18 protein-coding genes and 4 tRNA genes are annotated in these 17,521 nt (G+C 60.9%); 8 read left to right on the top strand and 14 right to left on the bottom strand.

Annotated features, from left to right (window positions below; genetic code table 11):
* Positions 1 to 5 precede the first annotated feature (5 nt).
* The 11 genes from MQW79_RS02180 to MQW79_RS02130 form a co-directional block, all read right to left on the bottom strand.
* The gene (locus MQW79_RS02180) at positions 6 to 587 is read right to left on the bottom strand and encodes a NuoB/complex I 20 kDa subunit family protein (RefSeq protein ID WP_198875620.1); all 582 of its coding nucleotides are present in this window, start codon (positions 585 to 587) and stop codon (positions 6 to 8) included.
* A complete protein-coding gene (locus tag MQW79_RS02175) occupies positions 578 to 943 on the bottom strand; it encodes an NADH-quinone oxidoreductase subunit A (RefSeq protein WP_297113399.1) in 366 nt (121 codons plus the stop codon). Before MQW79_RS02175 ends, MQW79_RS02180 begins: the two co-directional genes overlap by 10 nt.
* A 425-nt stretch (positions 944 to 1,368) precedes the next feature.
* Positions 1,369 to 1,950 (bottom strand): outer membrane protein, encoded by a 582-nt coding sequence (locus tag MQW79_RS02170; protein ID WP_476586557.1) that lies wholly within the window; start codon positions 1,948 to 1,950, stop codon positions 1,369 to 1,371.
* 321 nt (positions 1,951 to 2,271) lie between these two features.
* Positions 2,272 to 2,820 (bottom strand): outer membrane protein, encoded by a 549-nt coding sequence (locus tag MQW79_RS02165; protein ID WP_476586555.1) that lies wholly within the window; start codon positions 2,818 to 2,820, stop codon positions 2,272 to 2,274.
* A gap of 204 nt (positions 2,821 to 3,024) precedes the next feature.
* Positions 3,025 to 3,762, bottom strand: a complete 738-nt coding sequence (gene msrA / locus MQW79_RS02160; protein ID WP_476586554.1) for a peptide-methionine (S)-S-oxide reductase MsrA — start codon at positions 3,760 to 3,762, stop codon at positions 3,025 to 3,027.
* A gap of 296 nt (positions 3,763 to 4,058) precedes the next feature.
* Positions 4,059 to 4,135 (bottom strand) — tRNA-Asp (locus tag MQW79_RS02155).
* A 67-nt stretch (positions 4,136 to 4,202) separates the two neighbouring features.
* Positions 4,203 to 4,279: transfer RNA gene (locus tag MQW79_RS02150), tRNA-Asp, on the bottom strand.
* 221 nt (positions 4,280 to 4,500) lie between these two features.
* Positions 4,501 to 4,576 (bottom strand) — tRNA-Val (locus tag MQW79_RS02145).
* A 139-nt stretch (positions 4,577 to 4,715) separates the two neighbouring features.
* A complete protein-coding gene (locus tag MQW79_RS02140; protein ID WP_046104301.1) occupies positions 4,716 to 4,988 on the bottom strand; it encodes an HU family DNA-binding protein in 273 nt (90 codons plus the stop codon).
* Between the two features lie 199 nt (positions 4,989 to 5,187).
* Complete coding sequence (gene tet, locus MQW79_RS02135; RefSeq protein WP_476586553.1) at positions 5,188 to 6,384, bottom strand: Tet(A)/Tet(B)/Tet(C) family tetracycline efflux MFS transporter; 1,197 nt, start codon at positions 6,382 to 6,384, stop codon at positions 5,188 to 5,190.
* 139 nt (positions 6,385 to 6,523) lie between these two features.
* Entirely contained in the window at positions 6,524 to 8,029 is a 1,506-nt protein-coding gene (locus MQW79_RS02130) for an NAD(P)H-hydrate dehydratase (RefSeq protein ID WP_476586552.1), read from the bottom strand.
* Between the two features lie 163 nt (positions 8,030 to 8,192).
* Here MQW79_RS02130 and MQW79_RS02125 point away from each other — a divergent pair, with 163 nt between their 5' ends.
* Entirely contained in the window at positions 8,193 to 8,834 is a 642-nt protein-coding gene (locus MQW79_RS02125; protein WP_476586551.1) for a PilZ domain-containing protein, read from the top strand.
* Positions 8,835 to 9,011: 177 nt separating this feature from the next.
* Positions 9,012 to 9,662 (top strand): PilZ domain-containing protein, encoded by a 651-nt coding sequence (locus tag MQW79_RS02120; protein WP_476586550.1) that lies wholly within the window; start codon positions 9,012 to 9,014, stop codon positions 9,660 to 9,662.
* A gap of 120 nt (positions 9,663 to 9,782) precedes the next feature.
* Here MQW79_RS02120 and glnA read toward each other — a convergent pair whose 3' ends face one another.
* Positions 9,783 to 11,192, bottom strand: a complete 1,410-nt coding sequence (gene glnA / locus MQW79_RS02115; protein ID WP_476586548.1) for a type I glutamate--ammonia ligase — start codon at positions 11,190 to 11,192, stop codon at positions 9,783 to 9,785.
* A gap of 76 nt (positions 11,193 to 11,268) precedes the next feature.
* Positions 11,269 to 11,607, bottom strand: coding sequence for a P-II family nitrogen regulator (locus MQW79_RS02110; RefSeq protein WP_046105125.1), 339 nt, complete (start codon positions 11,605 to 11,607; stop codon positions 11,269 to 11,271).
* Between the two features lie 330 nt (positions 11,608 to 11,937).
* Between MQW79_RS02110 and MQW79_RS02105 the strand changes: the two genes are divergently transcribed.
* The 6 genes from MQW79_RS02105 (at position 11,938) to MQW79_RS02080 (ending at position 15,841) form a co-directional block, all read left to right on the top strand.
* Entirely contained in the window at positions 11,938 to 12,285 is a 348-nt protein-coding gene (locus MQW79_RS02105; protein WP_476588169.1) for a nuclear transport factor 2 family protein, read from the top strand.
* A gap of 61 nt (positions 12,286 to 12,346) precedes the next feature.
* Positions 12,347 to 12,431: transfer RNA gene (locus MQW79_RS02100), tRNA-Leu, on the top strand.
* Between the two features lie 46 nt (positions 12,432 to 12,477).
* The gene (gene tig, locus MQW79_RS02095) at positions 12,478 to 13,857 is read left to right on the top strand and encodes a trigger factor (RefSeq protein WP_476586547.1); all 1,380 of its coding nucleotides are present in this window, start codon (positions 12,478 to 12,480) and stop codon (positions 13,855 to 13,857) included.
* A 346-nt stretch (positions 13,858 to 14,203) separates the two neighbouring features.
* Positions 14,204 to 14,560, top strand: coding sequence for a PRC-barrel domain-containing protein (locus MQW79_RS02090; RefSeq protein WP_476588168.1), 357 nt, complete (start codon positions 14,204 to 14,206; stop codon positions 14,558 to 14,560).
* 123 nt (positions 14,561 to 14,683) lie between these two features.
* Positions 14,684 to 15,319, top strand: a complete 636-nt coding sequence (locus MQW79_RS02085) for a hypothetical protein (RefSeq protein WP_476586546.1) — start codon at positions 14,684 to 14,686, stop codon at positions 15,317 to 15,319.
* A 6-nt stretch (positions 15,320 to 15,325) separates the two neighbouring features.
* Complete coding sequence (locus tag MQW79_RS02080; RefSeq protein ID WP_476586544.1) at positions 15,326 to 15,841, top strand: GGDEF domain-containing protein; 516 nt, start codon at positions 15,326 to 15,328, stop codon at positions 15,839 to 15,841.
* On the opposite strand, the gene MQW79_RS02075 is transcribed toward MQW79_RS02080, so the two are convergent.
* Complete coding sequence (locus MQW79_RS02075; RefSeq protein WP_476586543.1) at positions 15,838 to 17,358, bottom strand: ABC-F family ATP-binding cassette domain-containing protein; 1,521 nt, start codon at positions 17,356 to 17,358, stop codon at positions 15,838 to 15,840. The two genes, MQW79_RS02080 and MQW79_RS02075, sit on opposite strands and share 4 nt — an antisense overlap.
* Between the last annotated feature and the right edge of the window lie 163 nt (positions 17,359 to 17,521).

The raw sequence follows: 17,521 nt of genomic DNA, 5'->3' as shown, positions 1-17,521 counted from the left end.
CTGCCCTATCGTTCGATCGTACCGTCGCGGCGAATCTTCTTTTGCAGGAGAAGAATGCCGTAGAGGAGTGCTTCTGCGGTCGGCGGGCAGCCCGGGACATAGACGTCCACCGGCAGCACCCGGTCGCAACCGCGCACCACGGAATAGGAATAGTGATAGTAGCCGCCGCCATTGGCGCAACTGCCCATGGAGATGACATAGCGCGGCTCCGGCATCTGGTCATAGACCTTGCGCAGGGCCGGGGCCATCTTGTTGGTCAGCGTGCCGGCGACGATCAGAACGTCGGACTGGCGCGGAGACGCACGCGGCGCAGTACCGAAACGCTCGATGTCATAGCGCGGCATCGACATCTGCATCATTTCCACGGCGCAGCATGCCAGACCCGTCTGCATCCACATCAGCGAGCCGGTACGGGCCCAGGTGATCAGCTGCGACACGGTGGTGACAAGGAATCCCTTGTCGGCCAGCTCATTGTTCACGCCAGCGAAAAACGGGTCATCAGCGCCAAAAGGCTTGCCGGTTGCCGGATCGATCGCGCCCGTCGGACGCGGGGTAACCAGTGTCGAACTGGACGGGCTCAATCCCATTCCAGAGCTCCCTTACGCCATTCATAGATAAAGCCGATGGTGAGCACGCCCAGGAATATCATCATGGACCAGAAGCCGAACCAACCCACATCCCGGAAGGCCACAGCCCAGGGGAACAGGAAAGCCACTTCGAGGTCGAAGATGATGAAGAGAATCGCCACCAGATAGAAGCGAACGTCGACCTTCATGCGCGCATCGCTGAAGGCGTCGAAGCCTGCTTCGAAGGCGGATACCTTTTCCGGATCAGGACGCTTAACGGCAACCAGGAAAGGTGCCACCAGGAGCGCGCCACCAATAAGAGCCGACAAGGCGATGAAGATGACAATGGGCAGGTAGTTGCTGAGCAATTCAGTCATGCGGCAGCCTAATTTTCTTGCCGGCCAGAGCGGCCGAGAAGCGCGTGGACTGCGAAGCAATTGGGGCAACAGAGCCGACGCGCAAGTGATGCGGAACGGCTTAGACCTTCCCCCCAAACGTTTCAAGGGAAAGAAAATATGAGGAAAATAATCATGTAACTGTGAGGCAGCATCAGCTTCAAACCACCGTCTTGGGGCAGGATTTACGCAAGATAATTGCTGCCAAGAGGCTCGCCGAGCACGCCCGTATTTTTAGATAGGCCCTGGATAACGGACAACCATGTGTCGTGTGCCGAATCTTGGTCTCGGACCAGACGGCGACAGCGAGCCACCAAAAACCAAAACGGCGAACCGATGGAATCGGTCCGCCGAGATGGGTTGCAAGATTGCAGGCCCCGGGGCGTTTCCGCCCCGGAACGTCAAACTTAGAAGTGGTAGAAAACGCCGACGGTGGCCTTGGCCGACTCGAAGAAAGCGTCGCCAGCGGTCGACGAGAAGTCGCCCTGGCCGACAACTTCACCGCGGACGGTGACGACGTCGTTGACGGCGAATTCAACACCACCACCGAGCTGGTACACAGCTTCGGAGGTCGAGTTGTGGTTGTTGTGGTAGCCAACGCCGCCCAGGGCATAGATCAGGGCGTTGTCGGTCACGATGGCACCAACGCGCAGGTTGGCGAAGAACTCAGCCGAGCTGGTTGCCGAGTGGTTCCAGTTGTAGTCAGCGGTGACTTCAACGCCGAGCAGAACCGGGTCCACCGGGATGAAGTTCACGCCGACGGCAGCGCCGATAACACCGTAGGTGGTGCTGGCGGTCGAAGCTGCATAGTCGTTGGCACCAACGAACTGGCCACCAACGCGAGCACCAGCATAGAGACCTTCCCAGTCAAAACCGGCGGCCGGGTAGATCGGCTCCGGGGTGACGGGGATGATGAGGTCAGCAGCCTGAGCGCCACCAACCATGAGGGCCGCGGCGGAAACGCCAAGGACCAGAGAACGTACAAACATGTCTTGCACTCCCATAGAGTTAACCGTAGTCGACCGATAGATGCCTGACAGGCGCGCGGCTGACAAGAGCATCAACGCCTAAATTGGGCGGTGGGGATAACATTCGATGACCATTTCCGGGCAGGTGTTGCAGGAACGCCCCGAAATTGGTTCAATTCGATACAAATGCCACTAATCCGCCCCAGTCACCCGGTGAAACGCGGCACAAATGTGGCCCCGCCCCGCCAACAACGTGGGCAAGCTGCCACAATCCCGCCGCAAATGGAAGTGGTTCCGCGGTTCAAAGACCATTGCAAAGCGAATCGCGATTTGCCGAATTCGCTAGAAGTGGACGCTGGCCCCGAAGGTGATCGTGTCCTCGGGCATATCAGCCTGCGCAGGGAAGCTGTGCAGGTACTGAGCGCGGACGGATAGAGAATCGGTAATGCCCAGTTCAAGTCCGCCGCCGACCAGGACATCCGGCGCTTCAGCCATGTCCAGGTCGATGCCGTAGCCCCCGGCGGCGTAGACCACCGCGTTGTCGGAGACGACCACACCCGCACGGCCCAGAATCTGGCCTTCGGCTGACGCCCCCATGTCATCCGCTTCAGGGAGCCCACTCACCGCAACTTCGGCGCCCAGGAGATAGAAGTCCAGTTGGGCGTTCACACCCACATGAGCACCAAGGATGGCGCCGGCGCCCCCGGAGCTCAGCTGGCCGCCGCCGTGTACCCCGGCGTAAAAGCCGTCCCAGTCAAACCCGGCCGGCCCGGCTAGAGGCAACTGGGAATTGGTCGAGATGGGTATGGTGATCGCGTCAGCGGCGAAACCGGACGGAATGGTGGCAGCGCTCAGCAAGGACGCTGCGGCAAAAGTCTTTGCACTACGCATCGCGGCCTCCTTGATTCAGTCCTTTGCACAACACAAAACGAGCAGCCCGCCGCTCAGGTTCCGCCGTCATGACGCTGCGCCGCCACAGTCATAGCGACGCCCTGCCCCAATAATTCCCGCATTTCCCTGCGTTTTCTGGCGATAGCGCGCCTGGCCTGCGGCCGGAATGTGAAATCAAGGGCTCGTGATCGTTCTCCGGCTCGATCAGCTGGTCGGAAGGACCCCCACGAGAGCCGGCTCTGCCCGAAACTTGTCGGGAAAGATCGATTCGAGCGCCGCGATCTTGGGGAGGTCATGCACGACGATGTAGGGCCACTCCGGATTGAGCGTCAGAAAATCCTGATGGTACTGCTCGGCCGGATAAAACGCTTCAAAGGGCTCGATCGTGGTGACGATGGGACCTTCGAACAGCCCCGTTTCATCCAGCTGGGCGATGTAGTCCCGCACGACGGCTTCTTCCTCGGCAGACCGCACGAAGACGGTGGATCGGTATTGTGTACCCCGGTCCGGCCCCTGGAAATTGAGTTGAGTGGGATTGTGCGCGACGGAGAAGTAGATCTGCAGCAGTTCGCCATAGCTGATCTCCGACGGATCGTAGGTGATTTCCACGGTCTCGGCATGACCGGTATCACCACGCGTCGTCAGCTCGTAAGTGGCCGTCTCCGCTGACCCGCCGGAATAGCCCGACACGGCGTTGCTGACGCCCTTGACCCTCTGGAAAACGCCCTGCACACCCCAGAAGCAACCTCCGGCAAAGGTGGCGGTAGCAGAACTGCCGGTGGCAGTCAGATCGGCTTCTGGTGGGGGGATGACGACCGGAGCCTCCTGCCCCAATGCTGTCCCATGAAATGAGGGCAGGAGCAGAAAGGATATCGCTGCGAACGCGGCGACGAACCGGCGCCGACCGATGGGGATGCAAGCGGAAATTTGAGTGTCTGACATGGTGCGGCCTCGTGCTAATCCGATGATAGCAAATACGATCGCGATGCACACAAAGTTACAATAGTGAGGCGTTTTGCGCCGGAAACATCACCCATACAGGTGTTTTTCCAACAGATCGCCCGAGCGTTGGAACGCCCAGCACCTGCATACGCTGGCGCTAATGGGCCAGAACATCGCTTTTCTACTGGGCGCAGCAGGCGAAACCGAAGTCAACCTATGGGATGTGCGAATGGCTGATCCGGCGCGGATCTTATTGCATGACCTTGGGGGGAAGAATGCACTACCCTGTAGAAGGGTGGCGCGAGAGACGGGGCTCGAACCCGCGACCTCCGGCGTGACAGGCCGGCGCTCTAACCAACTGAGCTACTCCCGCAGCGCTTGCGAACAGACGGCATGGCCATGTTCGAATTTGTCAAACTGCGGTTCCACTTCAAAAGAAGTGGCGCGAGAGACGGGGCTCGAACCCGCGACCTCCGGCGTGACAGGCCGGCGCTCTAACCAACTGAGCTACTCCCGCAGCGCTTGCGAACATGTCGTTCGCGCAACGTGGCGTCCATGTACTGGCACCTATATATGAAGTCAAGCGACCGGATTGTTCCTACGACATTTTCAACGACGGCTCTGTGGAAAATGTATTTTGGCTCAGCAGGTAGGGGCGGTTTGCTCACGCAAAATGCGAGCAAAATCATGAACAAGCGGGTAAAGGATGAAGGGATGCCGGGTTCAAGGCCGGAAAAATGGTGGGCGATGACGGACTCGAACCGCCGACATCCTCGGTGTAAACGAGGCGCTCTACCAACTGAGCTAATCGCCCGGAAAGGGTCCAGGACCCCCGGGATGAACGCGCCCTGATTAGGGTGCTCGCTCCTGCCCGTCAACAGACAAATGCGAATAAGAAAACGGCCCCGGCGCAAACCGCACGGGGCCGATGCCGATACAGGCCGGAAGCGATATTAGTTGATCGCGTCCTTGAGGCCCTTGCCGGGCTTGAACTTGGCCTGGTTCGAAGCCGGAATCTGAATCTCGGCGCCGGTGGCAGGATTGCGACCGGTGGAAGCCTTGCGCTGGGAGACGGCAAAAGTGCCGAAACCGACCAGACGAACTTCGTCGCCGCCCTTGAGAGCAGCAGTAATGGCTTCGAACACTGCGTCAACCGCTTCGGCGGCCTGTGCCTTGGTGATCGTAGCCTTGTCGGCAACGACGCCAACCAGATCGTTTTTGTTCATAGCGTTTCCTCACAGTGAATGCCCGCCGTCTCTGGCGAACGAAAACGCCGACAACCTTTTGCGATTCTGCGCGGAGCGCAAGGAAATCCGGGGGTTTTCGGCTGCCCGACGGTGCAAAGCTGTTAATGGACCGGAAAAATGGCCCCTGCAAGCCCGGATCGCCGCAAATCCCCGAACTGCGGCAATTGTCCCCGATTGCCTACGCTGTGCCCCGATTGCGGCTCTCGCGCCGGTGCAGGCCCGCCATCAGCGGTAGCGCGAGCAGATAAATGCCGATGGCAACGAGCCATACCGCTCCCGGCCAGGTGTCGCGCAGCCCATGATAGACGAAGCTGAAGAAGAGCGGGCCGAAGACGGACGCCAGACTTACGAGGCTCGCCAGCACGCCCTGCAATTGTCCCTGACGACCGGCATCAACCTGCTTTGTGGTCAGCGACTGGAGCGCCGGCATGCCGATTCCGCCCAGGGCAAAGACCGGCGCCATTACGAAAAGGACCCAACCCTGCGTGGCAAAGACCAGAGACAGCATGGCGCCGGTCTCAAAGGCCATGCCCGTTATCAGCGCCCAGCGCTCGCCCAGACGCTGCACGGCCGGCCCCGTCAGGAAAGCCTGCGCCAGGGCGTGGAAAACGCCGAAGGCGCCGAGCGACAGGCCGATGGTCATGCCGTTCCAGGCAAACATGTCCTCGCTGAACAGGGCCCAGGTGGTGCCATAGACGGTCCCGACCAGGTTCATGATGAAGTAGATGGCCATCAACGGAATCAGTGCCTTGAACGTCAGGGCCCAGGCCAGCGGCTTGAACGGGTTCAACGTATCCCAGGTGAAATGCGCATCTTTCCGGCCGGGGCGGGATTCGGGCAGGACGAACAGCGCCAGGGCAAAATTCACGGCATTGAGGGCGGCGGCCAGCAGGAACGGCGACCGCAGCCAGACGTCGCCCAGTATGCCGCCGATGACGGGCCCGATGATGAAGCCGATGCCGAACATGGCATGGAACAGGCCGAATCGGCTTGCTCGTTCATCCTCGCTTGAGATGTCGGTGATGTATGCCGTGGCCACCGCCATGTTGGCGCTGGTTACACCGGCTATGGCGCGGCCGATCACCAGCAGCCAGAGCTCCGGCGCAAAGGCCATGACCAGGTAGTCGATGGCGGCACCGGCCAGTGAAACCAGCAGGACCGGGCGGCGGCCAAATCGGTCGCTGAGTACGCCAAGGATCGGCGAAAACAGGAATTGGCAGGCTGAATAGAGCGCCAGCATGACGCCCAGGATAGTGGCTATGTCGGTCGTGTGGCCGACTTCGCGCAGCAGCGCGGGCAGAATTGGGAAGATCAAGCCGATGCCGACGGCATCGAGCATCACGGCTGCCAGAATAACAACCAGGGCTTTGTTCATGGTCCGCTCCGGGATCGCTGCACCGCTCTGGACGGAATGGCAGCGCTGCTGCACCCGGACCCTATGGCGGCCTGATTTAGGGTTGAGCGTCTCAATAGACAAGCGCAGCCCAACGGCCGCAGATGACGGGAGGTGACTGTCAGCCGGTGGCAGCAGGTTCGCGCCGGGTCGCGAAATAGGCAGCAAGCACAGTGGGCAGCAGGCCGGGCAGGTCTTCGCTCAGCATGCCTGGCCCCCCGAAGCGGGTAGCGGCCTCCCCATGCAGCCAGACGCCCGCACAGGCTGCCTCGAATCCCGCCATGCCCTGAGCCATCAGCGCCGCGACAATTCCGGCCAGGACATCCCCTGCCCCGGCCGTTCCCAGCCAGGGCGGGGCGTTGTCATTGATGGCGGCGCGGCCGTCCGGCGCGGCGACGACCGTGTCATGGCCCTTGAGAACGACAGTTGCTCCGGATCGTGCCGCAGCGGCGCGGGCGCGATCGAGCTTGCTGCCTTCCAGGTCGGGGAACAGTCGCCGGAATTCGCCTTCGTGGGGAGTCATCACGACTGGAGCACCCCTTGCACTGACCGAGGCGAAGAGTTCGGCCGCGTCGTTTGCAAAGCTGGTCAAGGCATCGGCGTCCAGCACCACTGCGGCCTGGGACGCCAACAGCGCTTCAACCTTGTCGCGTGTGTCCTTGCCGATGCCTGCGGCCGGCCCGATCACCGCGGCGCGAATGCGTACATCTTCCATGAAACCTGCCAGGTCGAGCACGGTCCTGGCCTCGTGGAGCATGATCGCCGTGACATGAGCCGCATGGATCCGAAGCGCGCCGAGGCCCCCCACCAGGGTGACGAGGCCAGCACCGCTGCGGAATGCCCCCAAGGCGGCGAGACGCGCGGCTCCGGTGCGGAGCGGGCCGCCTGACACGACAATGACGTGCCCACGATCGAACTTGTGCTTGTCCCCCGCATGATCGGGCAGCGTCCAAAGACCTGGAAGATTGTGCCATGTCCGGCAGGAGATGGCCTCGAGGACCATGTCAGAAATGCCGATCTGCGCCAGCACCAGATTTCCGCAAAGCGTCCGCCCATGACCGAGCAGATGTCCGGGCTTCAGTCTGAAGAAGGTTACGGTCTCAGTCGCCCGGATGGCGCCCCCCCGCACGGCGCCAGTGGTGCCATCGAGGCCGCTGGGGACGTCGATACTGACCACTGGCAGGGTCGAGGCATTTACCAGCGTGACTAGGCTCGCAATCGAGCCCTCGACGTCGCGCGACAGGCCCGCGCCAAAAATGGCATCGACAACGAGGGTTGCGGCACCGAGTTCCGGAACGGCAGGTCCTTCTATTCCGCCCGCCCAGCGGCCCGCCATGGCGGCGGCATCACCGCCAAGTGTCTCTTTCTCGACCCCAAGCCACAGGCGCACAGGCCAGCCGGCCTCGCTGAGGAGGCGCGCCACGACAAAACCGTCTCCACCATTATTGCCCGGTCCGCACAGGACGAGGACAGGCCCATTCGGGTAACCCTCCTGTATCCTTTCTACCACGGCCCGGCCGGCAGCCTCCATGAGATCCAGAGAAGGCACACCGAGCGCCACGGCCAGGCTGTCAGCCTCGGCCATTTCCTCGGGTGTCAGCAGGGCATGTTGGGACTTCAAGCGCATGGAATTTCGACAAAAATGTGCGATTGCGAAAATTGCGATCTTTCAGTTTAGCGTCAAATTTACGCCGGGCCGTGCAAGTGGGCAACCATTGGGAGAAATCCTTAAGGGCTCGTGCTCTAAAGGTTAGACCGGTTTTGGCAAATGGGAAGGGGAACCCATGTTGTTGACCGCCGCAAATGAAGACGAAAGTCTGCGCGCGCCTTTCACGTTAAACGATGTCCGCTTCATCGGCGCACTGGCCGGGCGCTACGCCCTGCCCGATCGGCGACGCACACCTGATGACAAGGTGCCCGTCTATGCCTGCCGCCTGTGTTCCATCTCCACGCGCATGCTGGTGATGGTCGGCCCGGTGGTTGGCAAGGAAGGCGAGACGGTATCTGTCCATTTCAACGAGTTCGGCATCTTGCGTGCCCGTATCACGCGGCGCCTGGCATCGGGCTTCGTGAGCACGCTGGAACTGACCGATACCGAGCGCGAAAAACTTGGGGCCAAGATCGAATGGCACAAGAAGCATGTCCATGCCCAGGTGCCGGATAAGCGGGAGCACAGGCGCATCCTGCCACGCGACCCACGCAGCACTATCGTGCTGGCAGACGGTCAGAAAGTGCCCTGCTTCGTCATCGATGTGTCGCGCTCGGGCGCGGCTGTATCCGCTCATTTCTGGCCCGAACGCGGCATGCCGATGGCACTTGGCCGCGTGATCGGCCGCGTTGTGCGGCACCTTGAGGTCGGCTTTGCGCTGCAGTTCATCCAGCAGCAGGAATTTGAAGATCTCGAACTGCTGATAAAGCCGCCGACCGAGTAATTTTCGTTCATCCGCGGATGCCTGCTTCGCCCGGAACAGTCCCTGACGTGGCGCATGCAATTTCCCGACAGGATAATGCGATCACAATCGCCAAATGGATAAAATGCCATCGAGTGGCGCAAGGGCCCGTTGAGAGGGCAAGAGCATGCTGTCCTGGTCACCAGATGGAGACTGGCCGTGTCCGAAATCACCGAACGTCCTACCATTGCCCTGCACGGCATTGCATCGGTTGCAGGCCGCTACGTAATCGGTGCCCAGCCCACGCATCCTGGCATCAACCTCTTTGCATGCCGGCTGAGGATGATCGGCAGTGATTGCCTGCGTGTGACGGCTCCGGTGATCCCGCAGACCGGCGAATGGGTATCGGCGCGCTTCACGTCATTTGGTACGCTGAGCGGCAAGGTTACGCGGCTCTATGACGATGGCTTCGAAATGTCCTTCGAGCAAAGCGATGATGACCGCGATGCGCTCAATGTCCGGATCACAAGTTTCAGCGAAAAGCTCTGGACGGCGACAACGGATCGGCGCGGCGCCGAACGCGTCATGCCCAGCAACCCGCGGACGGTCATCGCGCGGCCAGACAACTGGTCTCAGCCGTGCCTGATCGTCGACTATTCCATTTCCGGGGCAGCCGTCTCCGCAGCGTTTCAGCCGGCAGTCGGGGAGATTGTAACCGTGGGGCGAGTGACCGGTGAGGTGGTGCGCCTCTTCGATTTCGGATTTGGCGTGCGCTTCTTCGAACCTCAGAGTGCCGATCAACTGGAGTCGCTCCTCGAGGCTCCGGATGAATGGCGCGACGTCATGCGCCGGACGTTCCGAGCCAGCTGACGCTACCCTTCCAGATGAACGCCGCGCCTCCTGATCGCGGCGTTTCTCTTTTGCCCATTCGCCGCCGGGCAAAAAGAAAGGGGCCCCGAAAGGCCCCTTCCCCACTTCAATCTGAACCGCTTAGGCGGAGTAGTACATTTCGTACTCGACCGGGTGCGGGGTGTGCTCGAACTTGATGACTTCAGCCATCTTGAGCTCGATGTAGCTGTCGATGAAGTCATCGTCCATGACACCACCGACCTTGAGGAAGTCGCGGCCCTTGTCGAGTGCTTCGAGGGCTTCGCGGAGCGAACCGGACACGGTCGGGATCTCCTTGAGCTCTTCCTTGGGCAGTTCGTACAGATCCTTGTCCATCGGATCGCCCGGGTGGATCTTGTTCTTGATGCCGTCGAGGCCGGCCATCAGCAGCGCGGTGAAGGCGAGGTACGGGTTGGCCAGCGGATCGGGGAAACGCACTTCGACGCGCTTCGACTTCGGCGACTGGCCGAAGGGAATGCGGCAGGAAGCCGAACGGTTACGGGCCGAGTAGGCCAGCAGCACGGGGGCTTCGAAGCCCGGCACCAGACGCTTGTAGGAGTTGGTGGTCGGGTTGGTGAAGGCGTTGATGGCCTTGGCGTGCTTGATGACGCCGCCGATGTAGTAGAGGCATTCCATCGAGAGACCGGCATACTGGTCACCGGCGAAGAGCGGCTTGCCGTCCTTCCAGATCGACTGGTGGCAATGCATGCCCGAGCCGTTGTCACCATAGACGGGCTTGGGCATGAAGGTCGCGGTCTTGCCATAGGCATTGGCGACCTGCTGGACGGCATACTTGTAGATCAGCACGTCGTCGGCCGACTGGATCATCGGCTTGAACTTGAGGCCGAGCTCGTGCTGGGCCGAGGCCACTTCGTGGTGGTGCTTTTCGATGATGACGCCCATCGAGCCCATGGCTTCGAGCATCTCACCGCGCATGTCCTGGGCGCTATCCAGCGGCGGAACCGGGAAGTAGCCCTTCTTGAGGCCGATATGGTGGCCGTTGTTGCCGCCTTCATATTCGGCGTCGTTATTGGTCGGCAGTTCCGAATGGTCGACCGAGAAACCCACCTTGTAGGTGGTGTTCGAGTACTTCACGTCGTCGAAGATGAAGAATTCGGGTTCGGGACCGAACACGACCGAGTCACCAATGCCCGAGGACTTGACCAGGGCTTCGGCCTTCTTGGCGATGGAGCGCGGGTCGCGGTTGTAAGGCTGGTAGGTATTGGGCTCGAGGATGTCGCAGTTGATCGCGAGGGTCGAAGCCGCAAAGAACGGGTCGATATAGGCGGAGTTCGGATCGGGCATCAGCACCATATCGGACTCGTTGATGGCCTTCCAGCCGGCAATCGAGGAGCCGTCGAACATCACGCCATCTTCGAACATGTCGGCGTCAACAACCGACGCGTCCATGGTGACGTGCTGCAGCTTGCCGCGCAGGTCGGTGAAGCGGATGTCGAGATACTTGATGTTCTCGTCTTTCATGCGCTGGATGATATCGGCTGCGGTGGTCATCAGGTCTTCCCCTGTCTAACGAAATGCTTGTTTTCTGGATGATGGCTGTCGGCAATTGGCTGCGCTGAGGGGAGCCTCAGAGCGCGTCGTCGCCGAATTCGCCGGTACGGATACGGATGGCCTGCTCGATGGAGTAGACAAAGATCTTTCCATCGCCGATGCGACCAGTCTGCGCGGCAGTACGGATCGCCTCGATGGCCTTTTCAGCCAAGTCGTCGGGGCACACAACCTCGACCTTAACCTTGGGCAGGAAATCCACCACATATTCAGCGCCGCGATAGAGCTCGGTATGCCCCTTCTGGCGCCCGAAACCCTTGGCCTCGGTCACGGTGATGCCCTGCAGGCCAACTTCCTGCAGCGCTTCTTTGACTTCGTCGAGCTTGAATGGCTTTACGATAGCCTCGATTTTTTTCACTCACGCCTCCAATGGCCGTTTTCGGCAGTTACCGCCGATACGTATGCATGGCCTGTGCCAGTACGTGCCAAGGCCAAAAAATTGAATGTTTGCGCGGAGTTGGTGGGATATGGCTACAGCAGGCATCAGCCAGACTTGCGGTCGCACGACTAGTTCGCGTGCATCGCGTCTATTTTTTGTGCACCTAGTCTGAGCGAGGATCGCTTAATGCGGAGGCTTTTGAACAAAATCTCATCACACACAGGGAGACGGCGAGACGGCGCTTCTTGACCGCCTGCAAACCACTCGGTAGGCGTCCTTCACGCGTGACAGGAACCGAGAGTGACCAAAATGACGCCAGTCGAATGTGTCCAGTTCCAGCTCGACGCCTATAATGAGCGGAACCTGGAGAAATTCCTCACCGTCTTTTCAGAGACGGTCCAGTGCTACCGCTTGCCCGACATGATGCTGCTGCTTGACGGCAAGGTGGCCTTTGCTGAGCATTATGCGACCAACCGCTTCGTGCATGAGGGGCTGCGCGCTGACCTCCTCAATCGCATCGCATTCGGCAACAAGGTCATCGACCGTGAACTGATCCATGGGCTCGGACCCGAGCCAATGGAAACGGCGGTCATTTTTGAGGTTGAGGACGGCCATATTGAAAAGGTCTTCTTCATTCCGGCCAAATCGCCAAGCTAGGCTTTGACTGGCTTACACTCTTCATATAGATGCATCGCCAACCCGGCCGACGGGGACCCTTGCGGGTGTGGCGGAATTGGTAGACGCACTGGATTTAGGTTCCAGCGCCGCAAGGCGTGGAGGTTCGAGTCCTCTCACCCGCACCATAGCGGCCTCGGCCGAACGAGATTGAACAAGACGGGATAAGACCCCATGCAGGTTACCGAAACCCTCAACGAAGGCCTCAAGCGCAAGCTCAGCGTGACGATTCCGGCCGCGGACCTCAACACCCGCCTCGACGCAAAGCTCGAAGAGCTCAAGGGCCAGGCCAATATCAAGGGCTTCCGCCCCGGCAAGGTGCCGACCGCACACCTGAAGAAGGTCTATGGTCGCTCTGCCATGTCGGAAGTCATGACCGACGCGATCAACGCCACCGTTTCCGACACGCTCGACGAGCGCAAGGAACGCGCCGCAGCCCAGCCCAAGGTTGACCTGCCGCAGGACCAGGGCGTCATCAATGACGTGCTGGATGGCAAGTCGGACCTGGCTTTTGAAGTCGAGTACGAAATTCTGCCGGCCGTCACGCTGATGGACATCAAGGGCGTCAAGCTCAACAAGCCCGTCATCGAAGTCACCGAAGACGAAGTCGACGCCGAAGTGAACCGCGTATTCGCACAGAACCGTGGCTACACCAGCAAGGGTGACGACGGCGTCGTCGAGAACGGCGACTATCTCGGCCTTTCCTTCGTCGGCAAGATCGACGGCAAGGAATTCGACGGCGGCTCGTCCGACCACGCTCACCTGACGGTGGGCAACGGCGAATTCATCCCCGGCTTCGAAGAGCAGCTGGTTGGCGCCAAGAAGGGCGAGACCCGCGAAGTCAAGGTGACCTTCCCCAAGGATTACCAGAGCGCCGAGCTCGCCGGTAAGGACGCCGTGTTCGACGTTACCGTGCTGCATGTCGACGGCCCGAATGCCGGCGAACTGGACGACGACTTCGCCAAGCGCCTGGGCCTCGAAGACGTCGCTGCCCTGCGCAAGGCCGTCCGCGAGCAGATGGAAGCCGCTCTCGCCTCGATGGGCCGTCAGCACATGAAGCGCCAGGTTCTGGACGCTCTCGACGATGGCCACAAGTTCGACGTTCCTGCCCAGCTGGTTGAAGCCGAATTCAACACCATCTGGCAGCGCGTCGTGCACGAGATCGAGCACCACGGCCGGTCCTTCGAAGACGAAGGCACCACCGAGGAAGCCGCCAAGGAACAGTACCAGCGGATCGCCGAGCGTCGCGTTCGCCTGGGCCTGGTCGTTGCCGAAATCGGCAACACCAACGAAGTGCAGGTGAGCGACGAAGAGCATCAGCAGGCGCTGATCGCTGAAGTCCGCCGCTTCCCCGGCCAGGAACAGCAGGTCTACGACTATTACCGCAAGAACCCGCAGGCGCTGGCCAGCCTCCGCGCCCCGATCTTCGAGAACAAGGTCGTCGATCACATCATCGCGCTGGGCGATGTCACCGACCAGAAGATGACCCGCGACGAACTCGCCAAGCTGATCCAGGCTGACGAGGACGAAGTTCCGGAGGAGCACCACCACTAAGGTGGAGCACCAAACGATCTGAAAAGGCCGCCTTCGGGCGGCCTTTTTGTTTGCGCAGATGTGATCGCCGGTGGAGCCGGCTGCGTGAACCAATTGGGCCGATAGCGCGTCTTCCTCTCGAAGATGGAGGAAAGCCATGACCCACTACACGTCCAACTCTCCCTACCAGCCCAAAGGCGACCACAATCGCCGGCTTTCGCTCGGCCTCGATCCGGACCAGTTTGCCGCCGAGGCAGGGATTACAACCGAAGAGCTGCAGAACTACGAGCGCACGCCGCCAGATCATGAATATGATCCGCGCGTTGCGCTCCGTGTGACTATGGCGCTGGAACGGCTTGAACACGACATGCCCAACCTCCAGACCGGCCGCAGCGATATAGAGGGGCATCACAGCCCTACGCTCGACCATTCAAACCACATGCCCCTGATGGAACATGAACTGGTGGAGCAGAACCTGATCGGGGCCACGATCTACGGTGCCGACAACCAGGAGATCGGCAAGGTTTCTCACCTGCATGGCAGCGGGCCGAGCGCTCAGGTGATCGTGGATGTGGGCGGCTTCCTGGGCCTCGGCGCCAAGCCCGTCGCGGTGGGCATGGCGAGCCTCGATTTCATGCGCGACGAGAATGGCCATGTGCATGCGGTGACGCTGTGGTCCATGGGCGACCTGGAATCCATGCCGGAGCATCGCCACCACCACTAATCACCAGCCAAAGACTTGATTGGAAACGATATTGTTTTCGCGCCGGGCGTTCTGCCCGGCGCGAATTAAGGTTTGCTTATCCCCTGCCCACTTAAATTCCCGCCTACAGGACGGGGGGCCGGCATGTCGGCTGAATTTTATCTTTCGCTGCTGAACCCCATCCTGGCGCTGTCATTTTCAGGACTGGTCGCCCTGCTTTGGCATCGCTGGCCGAGCCAGGCCCATTTCTTTCCGCTCAGTATTGCCTTCCTTTATCTGGGACTCGGTTTTATCTCCCAGGAATGGCCGCTGTTCACGAGCCCAGGCAGCATCAACTATGCGGGCAATGCTCTGTTCTATGGCGCCGCGCTGCTGGCCTGCATCAGCGCCCTGGTCCGCGTGAAGGCGAAAATGCCCGTCCATGCGTTCTTCGCGATCAGCATGGGCGCATTGGCGGGATTTCTCTATTTCTCGTGGGTGCAGCCCTCGACGCTCGCCCGTATCTACCTGATGAGCGCCAGCTTTGCGCTGATCACCCTGATCACCTTGGCGGGGCTCGCGGCAGCGGGGATAAATAACCTCGCGGACCGGCTCTTTGCCATGGGTGTCAGCCTCGGAACCATGCTGGCTATGGCCCGTCCCACGCTGCTGCTGACGGGCGGCCTCACGCTCAACACCGACGGCGGCGTCGACCGGTCGCCGTATTGGGGTTCCGTGGCGGGCATCACGCCGCTCCTGGCGATCACGATCGTGGCGCTGTTCGTGTTTTCGCTGGTTTAAGACATCGTGGCGCACTTAAGAAACGAGGCCAACCAAGACTCGCTGACCGGACTGTTCAACCGCCGGGGCTTCGAGGCTGCAGTCAGCAAGGTCCTGGAGCAGCCTGGGACAGGTGCAGCCCTGCTCGTCGCCGACATAGACGATTTCAAGCAGGTCAATGACCTGTACGGCCACGGGGTGGGCGACCGGGTGATCGCCGCCGTTGCGACGACGCTTTCGCGCCACGGCGAGGCCGACTGTGCCGGCCGGATGGGTGGCGAGGAGTTCGCGCTGTTTTATCGCAAGGCTACCCTGATTGGGCTCGAAGCCATTGCCAGACATTTGGCCGGCCAACTCAGCGCGCAGCGTATCGAAGGGCTACCGGCAGGTTACCCTTTGACGATCAGCATCGGCCTTCACTGCCAGCAGGGCAGCGAAACGCTCGACGACATGCAGGTCCTCGCGGACCGCGCGCTCTACCGCGCAAAAGCAGCAGGCAAGAACCGGGCAGAGGCATCCACTGCCCGGCTGAAGCGCGCCTAACGATCCAGGCTTGCCTGGGCAGCCAGGAATTCCTCCGGCCCATCGACCTCAACCAGCTTCCTGCGATCGATCAGCAGGAAGCGCGTGCCGATGGCGCGCAGAAAGGCGCGATCGTGGGTGACAAGAATGGTCGTGGCCCCCTGCTCCCTGATGTCATCCTCGAGCTGCTCCTGGCCGGGAATGTCCAGATGGTTGGTCGGCTCGTCGAGCAGATAGAAGTTCGGCTTTTCAAGGCGCAGGGCCAGGAGTGCTAGCCGAGCCCGCTGGCCGAGTGACATGGTGCGGATGGGTTTCGACTGGCGATCCGGCAGGAAGCCTGCCCCCGCGAGCAGGGCAATCGTGCGGCGGTCGCCTTCGTCGAAGCGATGCAGGAGGTAGTCGAGCGGTGACGGATCGAGCGGCAGCCATGCAAGTGCCTGATCGAGATAGCCGGGCGCCAGCTGAGGGCTGATCCGCATGCCGCCCGGGACGTTGCCAGCCAGGGCTTCGGTGACCACACGCATGAACTGCGATTTGCCGGTGCCATTGCGGCCCAGCAGCACGATCCGGTCGCCCTGGAAAATATGGAGCTTCTCGACCATGAACAGCGGCCTGCCGTCTGGCGTTGCCACGGGCACATTCTCAAAGGCCATCATCACCCTGGCTTCAGCGCCACTATTGCCCAGTTTGACGAGCCCAGTGCGCTCCTTGTGGACCTCATGGACCTGGGTCTCGATCTTCTCGGCACGATCCCGCAATTGCTTGGATTTTACGACAAGCAGGTCACTGCCGGAATTGATGCCAACATTGGTGAGTTTCGCCGCCTGCTTGCGCAACTGGGTGGCGTATTTCAACTCCTTTTCGCGCTGGGCCTCGGCGGCAGCATCGATCTGATCGAGCTCGGTCCGGGCGTCCGAGTATGCCAAAGGCAGATAGACCTGCTCGCTGGGCCGCAGGAACAGGGTGCGGTTGGTGGTCGCGTCGAGAAAGGCCCGGTCGTGACTGGCAATGATCACCGGCAGGTTGCGGGCCGCATAGCCGAGCCATTCCTCGAGCATCAGGATGCGCCCGAGATCGAGGTGATTGGTCGGCTCGTCCATCAGCAATGCGTCGGGCTGCGTCACCCAACTGCGTGCCAGGAGGGCCATGCGCTGCCAGCCACCGCTGAGTTCAGCCAGGCGCTTGTCGCGAAATTCGGCCGGTATCGCCATCTCATCGAGGACAACATCCACCCGCCAGCCCTCGGCATCGAGCGTTGCCACATCAAGCGCTGAGGCCACGAAAGCCGTCAGGGTCTGCTTGAGGGCATCTTCCGGCACTTCCTGCGGGACATAGCCGATGGTGAGGCCGCGTGAACGCGTGATGTCGCCCTCGCTGAGCTCGGTTTGGCCCGCCATGGCGCGCAGCAGCGTGGTCTTGCCACGACCATTGGGCGCCACAAGGCCGACACGGTCGCCATCGGCAATGACAAGATTGAGATTGGAGAAGAGAAGGTCGCCTGCGCGGTGGCCGGCATTCTTGAGGCTGATCGTGCCCATATTCGTCGCTCACTGGATCGGCGTCGACTTTACAGACGCCATTGCCATCTAACCAGCGCCTGGCAGTGGCCAAGGCGCCATGAAGGGCAAACCAGAGGATCGGGAACGGTAAGGTTACGCCGGACCGGGCTGGTCAGCCCTGCAGCTCGTGCCGCAGGGCATG

The organism is Devosia sp. Micro-HW1, from assembly GCF_056341075.1.
This window is presented reverse-complemented; position numbering and strand designations above follow the sequence as displayed.